Annotated in this window: 13 protein-coding genes; 6 read left to right on the forward strand and 7 right to left on the reverse strand. The window is 72.9% G+C overall.

Features of this window, described 5'->3' with window-relative positions:
• Nucleotides 1-3: 3 nt before the first annotated feature.
• Nucleotides 4-2,271 carry an ATP-binding cassette domain-containing protein gene (locus AVW11_RS28565; RefSeq protein ID WP_076046449.1) on the forward strand — a complete coding sequence of 756 codons (2,268 nt, stop codon included), beginning with the start codon at nt 4-6 and terminating at the stop codon, nt 2,269-2,271.
• 129 nt (nt 2,272-2,400) lie between these two features.
• On the opposite strand, the gene AVW11_RS28570 is transcribed toward AVW11_RS28565, so the two are convergent.
• Nucleotides 2,401-3,483, reverse strand: coding sequence for an enoyl-CoA hydratase/isomerase family protein (locus AVW11_RS28570; protein WP_076046450.1), 1,083 nt, complete (start codon nt 3,481-3,483; stop codon nt 2,401-2,403).
• 1,494 nt (nt 3,484-4,977) lie between these two features.
• Here AVW11_RS28570 and AVW11_RS28580 point away from each other — a divergent pair.
• The 3 genes from AVW11_RS28580 to AVW11_RS38690 all read left to right on the forward strand — a co-directional run bounded on the left by AVW11_RS28580 (nt 4,978) and on the right by AVW11_RS38690 (nt 7,060).
• Complete coding sequence (locus tag AVW11_RS28580; protein ID WP_076046452.1) at nt 4,978-5,292, forward strand: hypothetical protein; 315 nt, start codon at nt 4,978-4,980, stop codon at nt 5,290-5,292.
• Complete coding sequence (locus AVW11_RS38685; RefSeq protein WP_225884993.1) at nt 5,285-6,196, forward strand: hypothetical protein; 912 nt, start codon at nt 5,285-5,287, stop codon at nt 6,194-6,196. The genes AVW11_RS28580 and AVW11_RS38685 overlap by 8 nt, the downstream gene beginning before the upstream one ends.
• Before the next feature lie 363 nt (nt 6,197-6,559).
• On the forward strand, nt 6,560-7,060 hold the full coding sequence (locus tag AVW11_RS38690) for a hypothetical protein (protein ID WP_240528294.1): 501 nt from the start codon (nt 6,560-6,562) through the stop codon (nt 7,058-7,060).
• Between the two features lie 63 nt (nt 7,061-7,123).
• On the opposite strand, the gene AVW11_RS39015 is transcribed toward AVW11_RS38690, so the two are convergent.
• Complete coding sequence (locus AVW11_RS39015) at nt 7,124-7,684, reverse strand: DUF6434 domain-containing protein (RefSeq protein WP_076046453.1); 561 nt, start codon at nt 7,682-7,684, stop codon at nt 7,124-7,126.
• Between the two features lie 136 nt (nt 7,685-7,820).
• On the opposite strand from AVW11_RS39015, the gene AVW11_RS28600 reads away from it, so the two are divergent.
• Together AVW11_RS28600 and AVW11_RS28605 are read left to right on the forward strand one after the other, a co-directional pair.
• Nucleotides 7,821-8,414, forward strand: coding sequence for a hydrolase (locus AVW11_RS28600; RefSeq protein ID WP_076046454.1), 594 nt, complete (start codon nt 7,821-7,823; stop codon nt 8,412-8,414).
• 124 nt (nt 8,415-8,538) lie between these two features.
• Complete coding sequence (locus tag AVW11_RS28605) at nt 8,539-10,536, forward strand: CASTOR/POLLUX-related putative ion channel (RefSeq protein ID WP_076046455.1); 1,998 nt, start codon at nt 8,539-8,541, stop codon at nt 10,534-10,536.
• A gap of 22 nt (nt 10,537-10,558) precedes the next feature.
• On the opposite strand, the gene AVW11_RS28610 is transcribed toward AVW11_RS28605, so the two are convergent.
• The 5 genes from AVW11_RS28610 to AVW11_RS28630 form a co-directional block, all read right to left on the reverse strand.
• The gene (locus AVW11_RS28610; protein ID WP_079070688.1) at nt 10,559-12,523 is read right to left on the reverse strand and encodes a flavin monoamine oxidase family protein; all 1,965 of its coding nucleotides are present in this window, start codon (nt 12,521-12,523) and stop codon (nt 10,559-10,561) included.
• 164 nt (nt 12,524-12,687) lie between these two features.
• Nucleotides 12,688-13,425, reverse strand: coding sequence for a carbonic anhydrase (locus AVW11_RS28615; protein WP_225884991.1), 738 nt, complete (start codon nt 13,423-13,425; stop codon nt 12,688-12,690).
• A 55-nt stretch (nt 13,426-13,480) separates the two neighbouring features.
• A complete protein-coding gene (locus tag AVW11_RS28620; RefSeq protein ID WP_076046457.1) occupies nt 13,481-15,319 on the reverse strand; it encodes an ABC transporter ATP-binding protein in 1,839 nt (612 codons plus the stop codon).
• Between the two features lie 86 nt (nt 15,320-15,405).
• Entirely contained in the window at nt 15,406-16,737 is a 1,332-nt protein-coding gene (locus AVW11_RS28625) for a cytochrome P450 (RefSeq protein ID WP_076046458.1), read from the reverse strand.
• A 344-nt stretch (nt 16,738-17,081) separates the two neighbouring features.
• Nucleotides 17,082-18,089, reverse strand: a complete 1,008-nt coding sequence (locus AVW11_RS28630; protein WP_240528295.1) for a saccharopine dehydrogenase NADP-binding domain-containing protein — start codon at nt 18,087-18,089, stop codon at nt 17,082-17,084.
• Between the last annotated feature and the right edge of the window lie 108 nt (nt 18,090-18,197).

The following is an 18,197-nucleotide window of genomic DNA, read 5'->3' on the forward strand; positions in this document are numbered from 1 at the left end:
TCCGTGCACATCGCCGCCGACAACCACCAGGTCATCCAGGTCCGGGGAGCCCGGGAGAACAACCTCGCCGACATCTCTCTGGACATCCCCAAGCGTCGCCTCACGGTCTTCACCGGGGTCTCCGGCTCCGGTAAGTCCTCCCTCGTCTTCGGCACCATCGCCGCCGAGTCGCAGCGGATGATCAACGAGACGTACACCGCCTTCATCCAGTCCTTCATGCCGAGCCTCGGCCGGCCGGACGTGGACGGACTGCACAACCTGAGCGCCGCCATCGTGGTCGACCAGGAGCGGATGGGCGCGGGTTCCCGCTCCACCGTGGGCACCGCAACCGACGCGTACACCATGCTGCGGATCATCTTCTCCCGCATCGGCATACCTCACATCGGCACGTCCAGCGCGTTCAGCTTCAACAACCCCGACGGGATGTGCCCGCGCTGCGAGGGCGTCGGCGAGGTCTCCGACATCGACGTGGACCAGCTGGTCGACCGCGAACTCTCCCTCAACGAGGGCGCGATCACCGTTCCCGGCTTCGCCGTGGACTCCTGGTACTGGCAGAACATGGCCAACTCCGGCTTCTACTCCCCCGACACGAAGCTCAAGGACTTCACCGACCAGGAGTGGGCCGACTTCCTCCACAAGAGCGCGGTGAAGGTGAAGGCCGGCTCGAACGGCTTCACCTACGAGGGCCTGATCACCAAGATCACTCGCCTCCACCTGGGCAAGGACCGCGAGTCGATGCAACCCCACATCCGCGCCTTCGTGGAACGCGCGGTGATCTTCACCGCGTGCCCGGACTGCGGGGGCACCCGTCTCTCGGCGGCCGCGCTGTCCTCGCGCATCCACGGCGTGAACATCGCCGAGTGCGCGTCGATGCAGATCAGCGAACTGGCCGGGTTCGTCCGCCGGATCGACGATCCCGCCGTCGCCCCGATGCTGGCCAACCTCCGCAGCCTGCTCGACTCGCTCGTCGAGATCGGCCTGGGCTACCTCAGCCTGGACCGCCCCTCGGGCACGCTGTCCGGCGGGGAGGCCCAGCGCGTGAAGATGGTCCGGCACCTGGGCTCCTCCCTCACCGACGTCACGTACGTCTTCGACGAGCCCACCACCGGCCTGCACCCGCACGACATCCAGCGCATGAACGACCTGCTGCTGCGGCTGCGCGACAAGGGCAACACCGTGCTGGTCGTGGAGCACAAGCCCGAGGTCATCGCCATCGCCGACCACGTCGTCGACCTCGGACCGGGCGCCGGCACCGCCGGCGGCCAACTCTGCTACAGCGGGGACGTGGCCGGGCTGCGCGCCTCCGGCACCCTCACCGGCCGCCACCTCGGACACCGGGCGCGGCTTCGGGAAACGGTGCGCACGCCCCGCGGCCACCTGTCGGTGAAGGGCGCCGACCTGCACAACCTCAAGGACGTCAGCGTGGAGGTGCCGCTCGGCGTGCTCACGGTGGTGACCGGTGTCGCGGGATCGGGGAAGAGCTCGCTGATCCACGGCTACCTGTCCGGACGCGAGGGGGTGGTGGTGGCCGACCAGTCGCCGATCCGCGGTTCGCGCCGGTCCAACCCGGCCACCTACACCGGGCTGCTGGGGCCGATCCGGACGGCCTTCGCCAAGGCCAACGGTGTCAAGGCGGCCCTGTTCAGCGCGAATTCGGAAGGCGCCTGCCCCAAGTGCAACGGCCTCGGGCTCGTCTACACGGACCTGGCGACGATGGCCGCAGTGGCCACGGTGTGCGAGGAGTGCGAGGGCAAGCGCTTCACCCCCGAGGTGCTCACGTACCGGCTGCGCGGCAAGAACATCAGCGAAGTGCTGAACATGCCGGTGGCGGAGGCGTACGAGTTCTTCCCCACCGGGCAGGCACGGGCCGTCCTGGGGCGCCTGTCCGACGTGGGCCTGTCGTACGTGCGGCTCGGCCAGCCGCTCAACACCCTGTCGGGCGGCGAGCGGCAGCGCCTGAAGCTCGCGATCAGCATGGCGGAGAAGTCCTCGACGTACATCCTGGACGAGCCGACGACCGGTCTGCACCTGGCCGACGTGGACAAGCTGCTGGCCCTGCTGGACCGGCTCGTCGACGACGGCAATTCGGTGATCGTCATCGAGCACCACCAGGCCGTCATGGCGCACGCCGACTGGCTGATCGACATCGGCCCCGGCGGCGGGCACTCCGGCGGCCGGGTCGTCTTCGAGGGCACCCCGGCCTCCCTGGTGGCCGAGGGCGACACCCTGACCGCCCGCCACCTGCGTGAGTACGTCGGCGCCGACTCCTAGGCCCGGGTCCGGTACGGCGCGGGGCGCCCGACCGTGATCCGCCGGACGGCGACCGGCCCGGCGCCACGCGTCGGCGGGCTCGGCGCGCGGCGCGGGACGTCGGAGCTTCGGGCCGGCCCCCGACCGGGGCTACGGCAGGCGCAGTTCGCGGTCCTCGCCGAGCGGGGCGAAGAACCGCTCGACGTCGGCTGCGGTGACCTCGGCCGGCGTCGCCGGGGTCCAGCGCGGGCTGCGGTCCTTGTCGACGACCTGCGCCCGGATGCCCTCCACCAGGTCGGGTGAGGTCAGCGCGTTGCAGGAGACGCGGTACTCCTGGGCCAAGGCCTCCTCCAGCGTGCCGAGGGCGGCGGCCCGGCGCACCGCCGCGAGGGTGACCTTCAGCGCGGTCGGGGACTTGGCCAGGATCGTCTCGGCGGCCTCCTTCGCCGCGGGCCCGCCCTGGCCGAGCAGCCTCTCCACGATCTCCTCGACCGTGTCGGCCGCGTAGCACTGGTCGATCCAGGAGCGTGCGCCGGCGAGCACCCCGGGCTCGGGCGTGGCGGCGTACCGCGGAAGGACCTCGCCGGCGGGGGCCGTGGCGAGCGCGGCGGTGAGCTCCGGGAGGCGTTCGGCGGGTACGAAGTGGTCGGCGAGCCCGCACAGCAGCGCGTCCGCGGCGCCGACCGCGCTGCCGGTGAGCGCGAGATGAGTGCCGAGCCGGCCCGGGGCGCGGCCCAGCAGCCAGGTCCCGCCGACGTCCGGGACGAAGCCGATTCCGGTCTCGGGCATGGCGACGCGGGAGCGTTCGGTGACGACGCGGACGCTGCCGTGGGAGGAGAGGCCCACGCCGCCGCCCATGACGATGCCGTCCATGAGGGCGACGTACGGCTTGGGGTAGCGCGCGATGCGGGCGTTGAGCCGGTACTCGTCGCGCCAGAAGCCGGCGGAGGCGGTGTTCCCGGCCTTCGCGTCGTCGTGGATGGCCCGGATGTCGCCGCCCGCGCACAGTCCGCGCTCGCCGGCCCCGCGGATCAGGACCTGTCCGACGGCGGGGTCGTCCGCCCAGGCGTCGAGGGCCTCGGCGATCCGCAGCACCATGGGGTGGGTGAGGGCGTTGAGGGCCCTGGGGCGGTTGAGGGTGACCACACCGGTCCGTCCGTCGACGTGGAAGAGGACGGTGTCGTCGTCGGAGGGGGCCTTGGCGTCGGTCTCGGGTTCGGTCTTCACGGCCATCAGTATGTCCGTGACCCCGGCGCGCGCCGCGGGCGCCCGTGGACAGCGCCCGGCGCGGCCCGGGCCGGATGCGCCGTGGCCCGACGGTCCTGCCCGGCCCTCAGCTGGGCCCTGCCCGGCCAGGCGGCTACGTCTCGGGACTGCCGAGGGATCGGCACCACGGGCATTCGTGGGGGTCGCTCACCGCACTCGCCGCATTCGCCGGAGGAGGCGGGGGCAGCGAGAAGCCCGACCTGTAGGCGTCCCGGAGCTGCGGCATCGAGCTCATCCCCGTGCCGGGCGGGGCGGTTGCGCCGGCCGTGCCTGCGTCAGCCAGGCGGCGGACCACCCTTAAGGCCGCCGCCCGCACCGCATCCCGGAGCAGTGGACCTGCGCGAAGCGCCCGCCCGAAGCGGAGGAGGACCCTCACAGCGACAGGCCGATGGTCATCTTTTCGGTTCAGAAACTTTCGCCTTCCCCTCGGCGCTCGGACCGGAATGCATCGAGCGCGAACAAGATCGGCCGCGAGTGTTTCGACATAACCCATTCGACGGCGAGAGAGTAGCAAAGCGCGAATTCCCGGGGTATCCGTCCGCCCATCGGTGCGCAAATTGCCGGGGTTTTCACCCCACTCCGAGGATGTACGAATTGCCGGGGTTTTTCGGTGACGTCACCCCTCCCTTTCCATCGGGCCGGCACCTTCCGGCGGCCTTGCCGGAACCGGCATGTGACGAGGCCGGAGGCGACGCGAGCGGTCCACCTTCAGGGCTGCAGCGGTCCAGCCGGTGGAGCCGCGCGCCGGCACACATGCGCCTCGCCGTAGGACGGATGACCCACATGGCTCATGAAGGATCCGGGTGCGCGGACGCCGGCCGGCTCCTCCACCGGCCATACGGGCGCCGCGGCTTCCCCGCGGGACAGCCGGGTGGCGTCCACATGCAGGGACAGAACCTGCTTGAAGCGTCGCCGGCGCCTCAGCTCCAGGGAGTCCACCACCCAGAGGCGGCCGGCCCCCGAGGAGCTCAAAGCGGTGAAAACCGTGCCCAGGGCGGTAGAAATCAGCACGATCCACAGGAGGATGCCTCCCACAGCTGGTCCTTTCGAAGGTTGTCGAGGCGAGGACCGCCCGGACCGGGGCCGCGGCGATCGACGGGCATAACGCAGCGGCATATGCCTGGTTGCGCTCCGTCCCCCGATTGCAGCCAAGCGCGGCGGCGGCCGGCTTTACATCTCGAACTATGTGCAGATGATCAGTCGCGGCCCGCGGACCGCACGCCTGGGGGCCGGGCGGGACCCGGGCGGCCGGGAGGGCGGGAGGGGTGGGAGAGCGGGAGGGGCGGGAGGGCAGCCGCATGGATGTCCACGCATCGCCTGCCCGAATAACGGGCAAGGCGGCGGCGGAATAACGTTCCAGCGTTTTGTTGAAATCGATATGACAGGGCCCGGCACTTGCCCATCGGCCACCATCACCCGGATGGCGCATACCCTGACCAACATCGACAGCGTTTATGGAATATGACAACAGCAAAGCTCCCCGCCCTCTTCCGCGGGATTACGGAAGAAGACGGACAGGAAGACAGTTCCCATTCGGGTGCGATCCGGATCGGGAAGTGGCTTTTCATTCCGGGCTCGGCCGACTGTGGCGTGACCCGGAACGCAACACTGGAGCACGAGAGTCTGGAGATCGATCTGAGTGCCTCGTCGACGATCTTCGAGGACTTCCTCCATACGATGAGCCTGATCCAGACCGACTTCGGCAGGCGGTTGGGGAGCACGGCGGCGTCCGCCACGGCGGTCGGCGAGGGTGGAGGTGGCGGCTCCCGTGTATGAGCCGTACGGGTACCCGGACATCCCGGGGGTCCGCCCCCCGTCGGAGACCTCGGCGTTCTGGGGCTGGCCGGACCACGTACCGAACGCCTCTCCCGGGCGGCCGCTCGGCGGACCCGGCGAGGCGCATCGGCCATGGGATCCGGCGGAGGAGCTCGCCGGCCTACTCCAGGAGAGCGCTGCGCACGCGCAGCGGGAGCCCCTCGCCCGAGGCGGCTTCGACTGTGGCGCTGACGCGGCCGGCACCCTCGGCCTCGTCGCAGGGCTGGAGAACCCCGCTGTCGGGCATCCGCCCGAAGAGGCCTCCAGGGGGCGCCGACGGAACCTGCCGAAATCGCCGGTCGCGCCCCTGCTGCAAACGGGCAGTCTGTTCGCCGCCGCGCTGGTGGGCGGCATCGCCGCAGTGGTGAGCATCCTCAGTGGACTGGCCATCTGCGACACCCTGCGCCACAGCGCCGGACCCCACACGGACCGCGCAGTGGTCAGCTGGTGGCCCCTGCTGATCTACGGCCCCTGGTTGGTCGCCTCCCTGTCCATCGTCAGATCGGCGCTGCACCAGCGCCGGGCGCTTCACTCCTGGTCGATCGTCCTGCTGTTCTCCACCCTGGCCACGCTCCTGTGCGTGGCCCAGGCACCCAGGACGATCGCCGCCGGGGCGGCATCCGCTCTTCCCGCCGTCGCGGCGCTGGCCTGCTTCCAACAGCTGGTCCGCCAGATCACGCTCACGCGACCGCCTCGCCAGGCCGCGCCGCGGCACCGCAACCCGACGGCCTCCGTGGCCGCCGCGCTCAGGCAGTCGGCCTCCGCCGGACGCGGGCCGGGCGGTGGGCCTCCCGGCTACCCCGCGGCCGACAGCAGTGCGGTCCACCCGCCTTCCCACGGGCACAGATTCGGACAGGGCGGATGACGGTCGTACGCGTGCGGCGCACAAGGGCCGATCACCCCCCGGGCGGCGAACGCGAGGAGCGAAGGCGGTGGCAGCTGCCGACTCCTCCCTGGCCAACCCGGTCCTTCCCACACGTCAAAGGGGTGTTCGCCTGCACCTTTGAAACGAAGATCGAAACCGATGGTCACGGGCCGGACCCAGACTCCGTCCGACGGTTTACCCGCTCGTGGCTCCCTTCGCGGGGCGAGCCCGAGCCGTGCACCGCGATGCGGTCCGGCCCACTCCCCGCCCGGCATCGGCGAGCCGCACTCCGCTGAACCGCATGCACCACGCGCTCGGCGCCTCGCCTCCACACCCCTCACGAGAGACGGCAACATGTACGAATTGACCTACACAGAGCGAATCCAGTACAAGCGGCGTCAGGACAGCGCCTACCAGGCCGGCCACGATGCCGTCACCAACCTTCAGGCGGCGCTCGCGCTCGCTGACCTGACCCTGCCCTCACTGAGCAACGACGGGCCCGTGGCCGGCCACGGCTTCGTCCGGCTCGGCGGGTGCAACGCGGCCTTCGCCAACCGGCTCGCCGAAGTCGTTGCCGCCGGCGCCCACGCTCTGCGGTGTCAGCAGAAGGCCGCCGACACAGCGGAACAGCCTCAGGTGAGGCCGCAGCAACATCCCGCCGCCCCCGGCGTCCACGGCGTCCACGGCATCCACGGCGTCCACGGCATCCACGGCGTCCACGGCGTCCAGGTCGACGGCTACCGGATCCTGCGCGCGGAAGCTCCGGCCGCCGCACCGGACCCCGTCGTCGCGTTCCTCCTCGCCGTCCGCGGCACCACCAGGCATCCGGCCCGCGTGGACCGGCGGCCGATGCCGGCCCACTGAAGCCGTACCGGCTCACGGGCCACTGCCGCACCAGCCCGCCCCCGCGCCGCCGCCCGCCCGGCGTCAGGCGCGCGGGCGGGCCCGGTGGGCCTGCCAGGCGGCCAGGGCATCGGTGCGGGCGCCGCCGGGGTGGCGGGCGTGCCAGTCGCGCAGGAAGCGGTTGAACTCGAACTGGGCGCCGACCTGCTGGGGTTCGGCCGCCCGCGCCCGGGTCGCGTACCAGTGCTCGACGGCCTCGGCGAGGGTGTGTCCCGCATGCGCGGCGACGTACTCCCGCATGAAGGCGTCGAAGTGGAAGCCGGGGCCGATCTCCCGGACGAAGTACTCCCGCAGCACCTGGCTGCAGCGCTGCCCGTGCGGGATCACCGTCGCCCCGTCGACGGGGGCGGCGAGCTGCCGCCCGGCGCGGCGGGGTGCGGCGGGCGCCGCGGCCGCGGGCTCGGGCAGGCCGTCCAGGGCGGCGGCGAGCCGGGCGGTGACGGCGGCCTTCCCACCGCGGGCCGGCAGCCCCATCCGCCGCGCCAGTTCGGTCAGTTCGGCCAGGGTCCAGTACCAGCGCCGCAGCTCCGCGCCGGTCAGCGCCGTCGACAGGAGGGGACGCACCTCCCCCACATTCGTACTCATGTTCGCATTCTAGGTGGTTCGGGGGCTGCCCGACATGCCGCGGCGATCAGCGGGCGGCGCGGCCGCCTCTGACAGGCTTTCACCTCGTACCGAACGCCCGTGGCGGCCCCACCGCACCGGCTTCGAAGGAGCGCGCATGCCCGCCGACACCAACGCCCTCGCCCTCGCCCTCGCCCTCGGCGAGGACACCGCCCTGGTCCTCATCGACCTGCAGACCGGCATCCTGGCCCTGCCCACCACCAGACCCGCCACCGAGGTCCTGGCGCGGGGTGTCGCGCTCGCCGAGGCGTTCCGCGCCCGCCGGCTGCCCGTGGTCCTGGTCAAGGTGGCCTGGTCGCCGGACGGCGGGGACCTTCCGACCGCCAACGTGGACCGCCCGGGTCCGGCCGCCGCCCCGCCCGCCGCGTTCTCCGAGATCCCCGCCGAACTCGCCGCCCTCGGGGACGTGGTCGTCACCAAGCGCCACTGGGGCGCCTTCACCGGCACCGAGCTGGACCTCCAGCTCCGGCGCCGCGGCATCCACCGCATCGTCCTGGCCGGGATCTCCACCAGCGTCGGCGTCGAGTCCACCGCCCGTACGGCATGGGAGCTCAGCTACGACCTGGTCTTCCCGGAGGACGCCACCGCCGACACCGACGCCGACTCCCACGCGCACACCTTCGGCAAGATCTTCCCGCGCATCGGCAGGGTGAGCACCACCGGCGAGGTCATCGCCGCCCTGGGCCGCTGACCCGGCCCCGGTTCCCGTCTCGGAGGGGTGCCGGGCTCCGAGGGCAGGCGGGCGTGGAGGCCGGTTCAGGCCGTAACCGGGAGGGCTCCCGCCGGTTAGCAGCTCGGAAGACGAGGGAGTACGCATGGCACAGCAGCACACGACGCCGACGTCTCTGCGGCTGCGCCTGCGGTACCGGTTCGACAACCTGGTGGCGGGGGGAACCACGCCGCTCATCGGGTGGCTGGCGCTGGCCTGCCTGGCCGTCGTCGTCCCGGCCAGCGCGGTGCTGGTCTGGGCCGACCGGGCGGCCCCGCCCACCCTCTCGGGACGGCTCACGGCCGTATGGGTCAGCGTCGGGCAGACCCTCAAGCTGGGGGGTGCGGTCGGCTCACCCCTCTACGTACTGGCCTCGGTGACGCTCGCCCTGGTGGCCCTGCTGTTCGTGTCGACGCTGGTCAGTCTGATCACCACCGGCATCAACCGGCGCATCATGTCGCTGCGCCGCGGGCACTCCACGGTGCTGGAGGCGGGGCACACCGTCGTCCTGGGCTGGTCCGACCAGATCTTCCCGGTGGTCTCGGAGCTCGTCGCGGCCAACGCCAACCAGCGCCGGTCCGCCATCGCCGTCCTGGCCCCGAGGGACAAGGTGGACATGGAGGACGAGGTCGCCACCGGCCTCGGGGGGCCGGGAGGCCGCACGGGCACGGGCGCCACCCGCATCATCTGCCGCAGCGGCCCCACCACCGACCCGGCGGCGCTGGCCAGGGTGAGCCCGCAGACGTCGAAGGCGGTCCTCGTGCTGCCCCCCGACGGGGACGCGGGCGACGCCCACGTGGTCAAGACCCTGCTCGCCCTCGACGCCGCGCTCCCCCGCCCGCGCGGCACGGTGGTGGTCGCCGCGGTACGCGACTCCCGCAACCACCTCACCGCGAAGCTGGCGGCCGGGCCCGGCGGGCACGTGCTGTGCGCCGACGAGATCATCGCCCGGCTTCTCGTCCAGACCGCCCGCCAGCCCGGACTCTCCCTCGTCTACCAGGACCTGCTGGACTTCGACGGCGACGAGTTCTACACCGCCGACGCACGGGACCTCCTCGGACACGCCTTCGGCGAGGCCCTTCTGGCGTTCACCACCTCCGCGGTGGTCGGCCTGCTGCACGAGGACGGCCGTGTCGTGCTCAATCCGGATCCGGGCACGGAGATCGGCGCGGGCGACCGGATCATCCTGATCTCCGAGGACGACGACACGGCCGTACCGGAGCCGGCGGGCCCCTGGGTCGACGAGGACGCGATCGTCACCGCCCGCCCCGGGTCCCGCCGCGCCGAACGCCTGCTCCTCCTCGGATGGAACCGGCGCGCACCGCTCGTCGTCGAGCAGCTCGACGAGTTCGTGAGCCCCGGCACGACCCTGGACGTCGTGGCCCTCGGCGACGGGACGGCTCCGCGGACCGCCGCCGAGGTCGCCGCGGCGCACCGCAGCCGTCTCGAAGTGGCCTTCCACAGCGGGGACATCACCGACCCGGAGGTCCTCGCCAAACTGGATGTGCCCTCCTACGACAGCGTGATCGTCATCGGCGAGACGGACCGCGGGACCGCGCCCCCGCCCTCACTCGCCCTCACGCCCGCACCCGCGGCGCCCGACACGGCGCCGCCGGCCTTCGCCCCGGAGCCCGCGGGCGGCACGGACGACCGGACCCTGGTGACGCTGCTGCACCTGCGGGCGATCGGCGAGGCGGCGGGCCGCGAGCTCCCGCTCACCACGGAGATGTCCGACGACGGCAACCGGCTGCTCGCGCCCGCCCGGGCCGGCGCCGACTTCATCGTCAGCGGGCGTCTGATCAGCCTCCTGATGACGCAGATCTCGGAGAGCGGACATCTCGCCGACGTCTTCGAGGAGTTGTTCAAGGCGGAGGGCAGCGAGTTCTATCTGAGGCCGGCGGCGGACTACGTCCGGACCGACCGGGAGGTGGCGTTCGCGACGGTGGTCGAGTCGGCGCGCCGCCGCCGGCAGTGCGCGGTCGGGTACCGGCTGCGCGCACAGGCCGCCACGGCTCCCTCGTACGGGGTGCGGCTCAATCCCGACAAGCGCCGGCCGGTCCGTTTCGGCGAGCACGACTGGGTGGTCGTGCTCGCCGAGAGCTGAGCCGCGGGCCTGCGGCCGCCCGTCACGCCGAGGTGTGGACCTCCAAGGCGGTGCGCACCGCGGATTCCAGGGCTCCTTCGATCCACGCCGGCTTGATGGAGGTGTGGCAGCCCGCGAAGTGCAGGTTCCCCTCCGCCGTGCGGACGTGCGGGAAGAGCTCGGTGTGCTGGCCGGGCAGCAGCACGGAGGCCTCGCCGTAGGCGTACGGGTCGCGCATCCAGGACTGGGTGCGTCCGACGCCGGTGTAGAACACCTCGATCCGCTGCCCGAACACCTCCTGGACGCCGGCCAGGGCGCGCGGGTAGCGCTCGGCGTCGTCCAGGGAGTCCCACTTCAGGGCGTCGTCCGACCAGCTGTAGGAGGCGAGCACGACCCCGCCGCGGCTGCCCTCGACGGGGTAGGAGGGCTGGAACATGAACCGGTTGGGGTTGTCGGTGGCCGAGCCGCCGCCGATGACCCCGGCGGCCTCGGGCTGGTCGCGGGTGCGGCTGCGGCAGGCCGCGTAGTGGGCGCGCTGGGCGGCGGAGATGCCGCTGCGCGATACGGAGGAGTGGGCGCCCAGCAGCGTGCCGTCCTCCGGGGTCTGCCCGAGCTGGTACTTGCGGTACAGGCCGGGCTGCACGGCTTCCAGTTCGCGCTTCCAGTCGGCCTCGTCGAACTCCCACCAGCGCCGGCTGAACTCCAGCAGCACCTTCGTGGCCGCGTCGTAGTGCAGCTCGGTGATGGCGCGCCGCTTGCCGTAGGAGAGGGCGGGGGTGACGGGGATGTGGCGCAGGCCGGAGAAGGGCACGGTGATGATGGCGGTGTCGCCGGTGAAGGTCTCGCGCTGCACGGGTCGCCCGTCGCGGCCCTCGGAGACGGTGTCGACGGTGACCCGGCCCTCCCCGTGGGTGATCCGCGTGGCGCGGCGGTCGAGCCGCACGATGTCCTCGACCCGGGCGTAGAGGGCGTCGGCCAGGGTCGCGGTACCGCCGGGCAGTTCGAAGAAGGCGGTGTCGGGGCTGATGAGGGAGGCCCCGATGAAGCTGTGCACGAAGGCGAGGTGGAGGCGGGAGGTGAGGTTCTCGACGGTTCCGATCAGGTCGATGGTGCGCTCGTCGAGTTTCGCCTCCTCGGTGAGGTAGCGGTACATCGACATGTGGCCGTAGCGCTGGATGATGCGGGCCCAGCCTTCGACGAGTGCCCTGTCCTTCCTGCCCTCGATCTCCTTGCGCACCGGGGCGAAGGCGTTGCGGACGATCTGCGCGGCGGGGATCCCCTCGTACGCCGCGGGCACCCCGAAGGAGCGGTTCAGGGTCTGCGGGGCGCGCGCGTAGTCGGCGCGGCGGACGCGGACGCCGTTGACGAAGATCCAGGTGCGGTACGCGGGACGGCCGGAGCCGTCGACGTCGACGAGGTGGAAGCGCCGGCGCTTCAGGCCGAGACTGTCGATCAGGCCGGTGACCAGGGGGTGGCTGTCGGGGATCCGCATCGCGCCGGCCTCGGCGTACTGCTTGGGGTCGGCGAAGGCCGCGGAGGACTTCTCGTGGCCGCCGGTGCGGAAGGTCTTGATCCGGCCGCCGACGCGGTTGCCGTTGGCCTCGATGACGGTGACCTCGTGGCCGGCCTCGCGCAGCAGGTGGGCGGCGGTCAGGCCGGCCGGTCCGGCGCCGACCACCAGCACGTTCCTGCGGGGCATGCGGGAGCGCGGCAGGCCGTTCTTGAGGAGGATGTCCGCGTAACCGGGTACCAGGGGCTGGTCGTCGTCGCCCCGGACGAGGACGGCGCGGGCGATGGTGAGGCAGGTCTCCCAGTCCGGGCGCGCGGAGCCGGCGGGCGCCTGCGGGGTGCCGGCGGACGCGCTGGCGACCGTGAGGGCGCCGCCTCCGGCGACCACGGCGGCGCCGGCGATGAGTGTGCGGCGGGAGGGGCGCCGGGCGGTGTCCGCGGCGGAGTCGGAGCCGGGGGCGGGGTCGGAGCCGGGGGTCGGGGAAGAGTCGGTGATCATGAGCCAACTCTCCAGGGCCGGGGGTGCCTTGATCGCTGAAAGCCGTCCCGGCGGGGAACAATCACCCGGACGTGCGGCCTCGTCCGCACGGGGCTGACGAACGGGGTTTCGCACGCCGGCGTGCGCTGAGCGCATCGGCGTGCGCTCAGCGGACCGGCATGGGCTCAGCGGACCAGGCGCACGCGCTGGCTGGTGAGTTCGTAGCGGGCCCCCACGACGGCCAGCGCCCCGGCGGCGATCTTGGCGGCCATCTCGGGCTCCGCGGCCAGCCGCCTTCCCACCAGCCGTACGTTGGCGGTGATCGCGGCGTCGACCCGCGCGGCCCCGCGGAGCCCGCGGTCGATGGCGGGGCGGATCTGGTCGACCAGGTACTGCATGTGGCCCGGGAGCAGCGGCCCGCCCTCCGCGGCCCGTACGGCCGCGGCGACGGCACCGCAGGACTGGTGTCCGAGGATGACGACGAGCGGGATGCGCAGCTCCAGGACCCCGTAGGCGATGCTCCCGAGGACCGCCTCGTCCAGGACCTCCCCCGCCGAGCGCACGGTGAGCAGGTCGCCGAGGCCCTGGTCGAAGACCAGCTCCGGCGGGACGCGGGAGTCGACGCAGCCGAGGACGACGGCGAACGGGTGCTGTCCGGCGACCAGCGTGCGCCGCACGGTGCGCGTCTGGTCGGGGTGGCGCTCGTGGTAGGTGCGCCAGCGCCCGTTCCCCGCGACCAGTTCGCGCAGCGCCGACTCCGGTGTGGTGGGGCGTGATCCGGCGCCGCCCCCGGTCGGGGCGGCCATGGGCACGCGGGCGGAGCCGGCCACCAGCCCGGCGCCCAATGCGGCCACGCCCGTCAGTACCGCCCGGGCCAGCCTGCGCCGCCCCGGGACCTCTTGACCTTCACCTTCGACGCTCACATCGGGACAAGCTATTCATCTTCGCCCCTCCGGCTCCGCAGGACACGGCCCCGGTTCAGCGGAGTTCGAAGCGCGCACGGGTGACGGTGTCGGCAGCGGTGGGGGTCTCGTGGAGGAAACCGCCCGACTGGTGCTTCCACAGCTTCGCGTAGGCGCCTTCGGTGGCGAGGAGCTCCTGGTGCGAGCCCTGCTCCACGATCCGCCCGCGGTCGAGGACGACGAGCCGGTCCATGGTGGCGACCGTGCTCAGCCGGTGCGCGACGACGAGGGCCGTCCGGCCCTCCATGAGCCGCCACAGCGCCTCCTGTACGAGGATCTCGCTCTCGGAGTCCAGGGCGCTGGTCGCCTCGTCGAGCAGCAGGATCGGCGCGTCGCGCAGGATGGCCCGGGCGAGGGCGACCCGCTGGCGCTGTCCGCCGGACAGCTTGACGCCGCGCTCGCCGACCATGGTGTCGAATCCGTCCGGCAGGGCGTCGGCGAACTCCGTGACGTGCGCGGCCTCGGCGGCGCGGCGGATCTCGGCCTCGGTGGCGCCCGGCCGGGCGAACGCGATGTTCTCCCGCAGTGTGCGGTGGAACATCGCCGGGTCCTGCGGCACGTAGGCGAGCCGGCTGCGCAGGTCCGCCTGCCGCAGCCGGCTGATGTCCTGGCCGCCGATCAGGATCCTGCCGCCGTCGACGTCCGTCATCCGCAGCAGCAGCCGGGTGAGCGTGGTCTTGCCGCCGCCGGACCGGCCGACCAGGCCGATTTTCGACCCGCTGGGCACGTCCAGGTCGAGGCCCTCGAAGAGCGGCTGCGCTCCGGCGTGGGAGAAGTTCACCCGCTCGAACCGGACGTCGGCGCTCTCGGTCCGCAGCGGCTCCGGCGTCTGCGGGTCGAGGACGGTGGGCGGTTGCAGCAGCAGTTCGGTGAACTGCGCGGCCTCCGTCATCGAGCTCTCCAGACGGCGGTAGATCTGGTTGAACTCGAACATGATGCGGGTCGCGTTGGCGTAGTAGGTGAAGGTGACGATGATCGCCTCCACGCCGTGCTCCCCCGCGCCGAGGGCGACGGCGAGCAGCAGGCCCAGCACGTTGGTCAGCACGGAGAGCGGTGCGACCAGCGTGTCGATGCGCAGGTTGCCGTAGTCCCACGAACGGAGCGTCAGCCGGCGCGACTGCGCCACGCGGGACTGGTGCTCGGCGGCCTCGCGGTCCTCGGCGGCGAACGCCCGGACCGTGTCCATGTTCATCAGGCTGTCGGCGACATGGCCCGAGACCCGGGCGATCGCCTCCTCGCGCTGGGCGACGAGGATCTGTCGGCGGCGGATGAGCGGGGTGACGCAGACGGCCGCCAGGGTGATCAGCGCGAGGAGGCCGAGCACGAGCATCGGTTCGTACTGCCACAGCACCACGGACGCGAAGAGCAGCGGCACGAAACTGCCCATGACGGAGAACGTCAGCGTGTCGACGAACTCCTCGAAGCGGGAGGCGAAACTCAGGACCCGCTTGGTCAGCGAGCCGGCGAAGTTGTCGTGGAAGAAGGCCGCGTCCTTCGCGAACAGCTCGTCCATGCCGATGACGTAGAGGTGCTCGATGCCGCGCGCGTCGAGGCGGTTGAGGCAGTGCAGCCCGATGCGCCACAGCGTCTCGGCGAGCAGCAGGACCCCGGCGAATCCGAGGACGTAGGGCAGCATCGCGTCGATGCCGGCGGCGGCGCCGTCGGCGACCTCGCCGACCAGCTTGGCGACGATCAGCGGCGCGACGTAGAAGATGCCGATGTTGCCCAGCGCCGGGAGCAGCATGGCCGGAGCGGTCAGCAGGCGCAGGCGCGCCAACTCCCGTCCGTAGTAGCGAAGTGCGAGGAGGACCGAGCCCCTGCTCGGCGTACTGTCGGGCGATTTTGGTGAACCCATCCCAAACCCTGTGTTGTCGGACCAGCAGGACAGGAGTCGGAGTGTCCCGCACGGACGCCGGGGCGGTCCACGCGTTTTCCCGGCGCCTAAGGGCTGTCGCAGAGGGTGGCGGGGGTGGGGCCGGCCGGGCGGACGGTGAGGCCGAAGGAGGCCTTGGCCGGGACGGAGTGGAAGTGCGGGACGTGGGCGGGCAGCAGGTGTTCGAGGAGGACGGTCGACTCCCGGAGGGCGAACTGCAGGCCCAGGCAGGCCCGGGGGCCCAGGCCGAAAGGGGCGTAGCTGCCGGGGCGGGTGGGCCGTCGGCCGGGGGTGAGGAAGCGGTCCGGGTCGAAGCGGCCGGGGTCCTCCCAGGTCCCGGGGTCCCGGTGGGTGAGGTAGGGGCAGACGATGACGTCGGTGCCGGCCTCGATCGCGTACCCCCCGGCGAGGACGTCGTCGCCGGTCGCGTGGCGGGGCAGGATCCAGGCGGACGGGTAGAGGCGCAGCGTCTCGTGGACGAGGGCCTGCACCGCCCGGCGCCGTTCGGGAGAGCCCTGCGGTCCGGCGGCGAGGGTGCGCTCCCGTGCGTGCGGGTGGCGGTCGAGCAGGAGGTGGAGCCAGGTCAGGGTGGTCGCGGTGGTCTCGTGGCCGGCGACCAGCAGGGTGACGAGCTCGTCACGGATCAGCCGGTCGGTGTACTCGGGGGAGGTTTCGGCCGCCTCCAGCAGCACGTGCAGCAGACCCGGGCCGTGGGGGCCCGCCCCGGCGGAGCGGGCGGCGGCGATGGCCCGGCTCGACAGGGCGTCGATGCGGGCCAGTTCGGCGGCCACCGCCCCCTGGGCGGCGACGCCGTCGGCGGGCAGGCTGGGCAGCGCGGCCACCACGGTCTGCACGGCGGCCAGTTCGCGTGCGGTGTCGGGATCCAGCGGGTGTCCGGTCAGCGACCGCCAGATGGTGTCCAGGGCGAAGAGGCGCATCTCCTCGCCCACGTCGAGGGCCTGTCCGTCGCGGGCGTACGCCGCCCAGCGCGCCGCGGTGGTCCGCGCGGCCTCGGAGATCCGCTGCTCGTGGCGGAGCATCCCGCGGCCGGTGAACTGGGCCTGGAGCAACCTGCGTTGGCGCTGCCAGGCCTCGCCGGTCGCGGCCAGGACCCCGTCGCCGATCAGCAGCCGGGCCCGGTGCGAGCGCTTCACGTACAGGTCGGGCCGCAGCGCGAGGACGTGCTGGACGGCTTCGGGTGCGGTGACCAGGACGGTGGGGCGCGGGCCGAGCCGGAGTGCGGCGACACCGCCGAGCCGCGCGCGGGCCTCGGCGAACTGATCGATGAGCTCCCCGCCGCCGGCCTGCCGGTCCTGTACGAGGGCGGGGTCGGGCTCGTCGGCCGGGCGGGCGGCCGGGGAGGGGATCGGGAGGGGGCCGGGGCGGGCGTGGGTGGCCACGGATCTGCTCCTGTTCGGGCGGCTGCGCGTCGGCACGGACCGGTTTCGGCATCACGCACTGTAAGGGAGCGCACGCGGCGCGCGACAGGCCGCCTCCGGCGAGGTAGGCGGATCCGGCCGCGGCACGGGCAGAGCCGGAGCCGGCAGGGGCCGGGCCGGCCGCGGTGCGGGCAGCCGCCGCCGCGGTACGGGCAGCGCCGACCCGATGCAGGCGGAGCCCCGCCGCCGTACGGGCAGGACCGGTCCCGGGGCAGGCGGAGCCCCCGCCGTACGGGCAGGACCGGTCCCGGGGCAGGCGGAGCCCCCGCCGTACGGGCAGGCCCAGCCCGTCGCGGGGTGGGTGGTCAGGGGCCGAGCTTGTCGGCGCGGTGCCAGACGGTGAGTCCGTGGGCGCCCAGGCTCTCCGGGAGGTCTGCCAGGGCGGGCAGTTGCTCGATGTGGTGAACCCCCACAGGCAGCGCTCCGGTGAGCAGTGCCCGGGTGGCGTACGCCGCGGCCAGGGCGGTCATGCGGCTCTGCTCCCGTCCGGTGACGGCGCAGGCCGCGTGGAGGTCACCGCGCCGGGCGTCGGCCCGGACGGCGAAGCCGTCGCCTCCCAGGTGGATCCGGCTGAAGGCGGCGGTCAGGGCCCGCCGCACGGCCGGTCGGCGGGCGGCCGCCCGCAGCCCGAACAGCGCGGTGGTCAGCGGCTTCGAGTCCAGGCACAGCCGGGTGGTCACCTGTTCCACGCCGAGCGTGCGGGGCAGCGTGTGCTGGTCGGAGAACGGGAACGGGTGCGCGGTGCGCCTGCCGTGGCCGGGCAGGGTCGTCCTCAGCGGGGCTTCGGCCACCGGTCCGGCCAGCCCCTCGACGGTCCAGCGCACGGCGTCGGCGCCGTGCCGCTCCCCGGCGCCCAGCAGCACCGTGAGGTCGATGCGCTCGGCGCCGCCCACGGCCTCGTGCACCCGGCGGGCGAGGAGGTTGGTCAGGCCGGGGGCGACGCCCACGCTGAGTACGGCCGTGGCCCCGGCCCCGGCGGCGAGGTCGTGCAGGTCCGCCACCCCGTCGAGCAGCCGCCGTGTCGCACCGATGTCGACGAGGTGCACGCCGCGTTCCAGGCAGACGCGCGCGACGCCGGTGTCGGGCGGCTCGACGCACAGCACGACGGCCGCCACGTCGCCCAGTTCCTCCAGCGTCCGCCGGAATCCGTCCGGGTCGGCCACGTCGGCGCGTACGCCGCCGAGTAGGCGTGCCCTCGCCTCGTCGCGCCCGGCGACGACGACCCGTCCCGGGAACCATCCTTCGAGTGTGGCGGCGACCGTAGCGCCCACGGCGCCGTAGCCTCCGACCACGACGATCCTGTCCGATTTCACTTGTGCCCTACCCCCTGGGGAATGAACGACGTCGAAGCGACCGGGCCGTGCGGGCCCTGCGGGCCCCGGGGGCCGGGGCGGGAGCGCTCGTGCGCGCCCGCCCCCGCC

The sequence above is a fragment of the Streptomyces amritsarensis genome (assembly GCF_001953875.1).
Lineage (GTDB): Bacteria > Actinomycetota > Actinomycetes > Streptomycetales > Streptomycetaceae > Streptomyces > Streptomyces amritsarensis.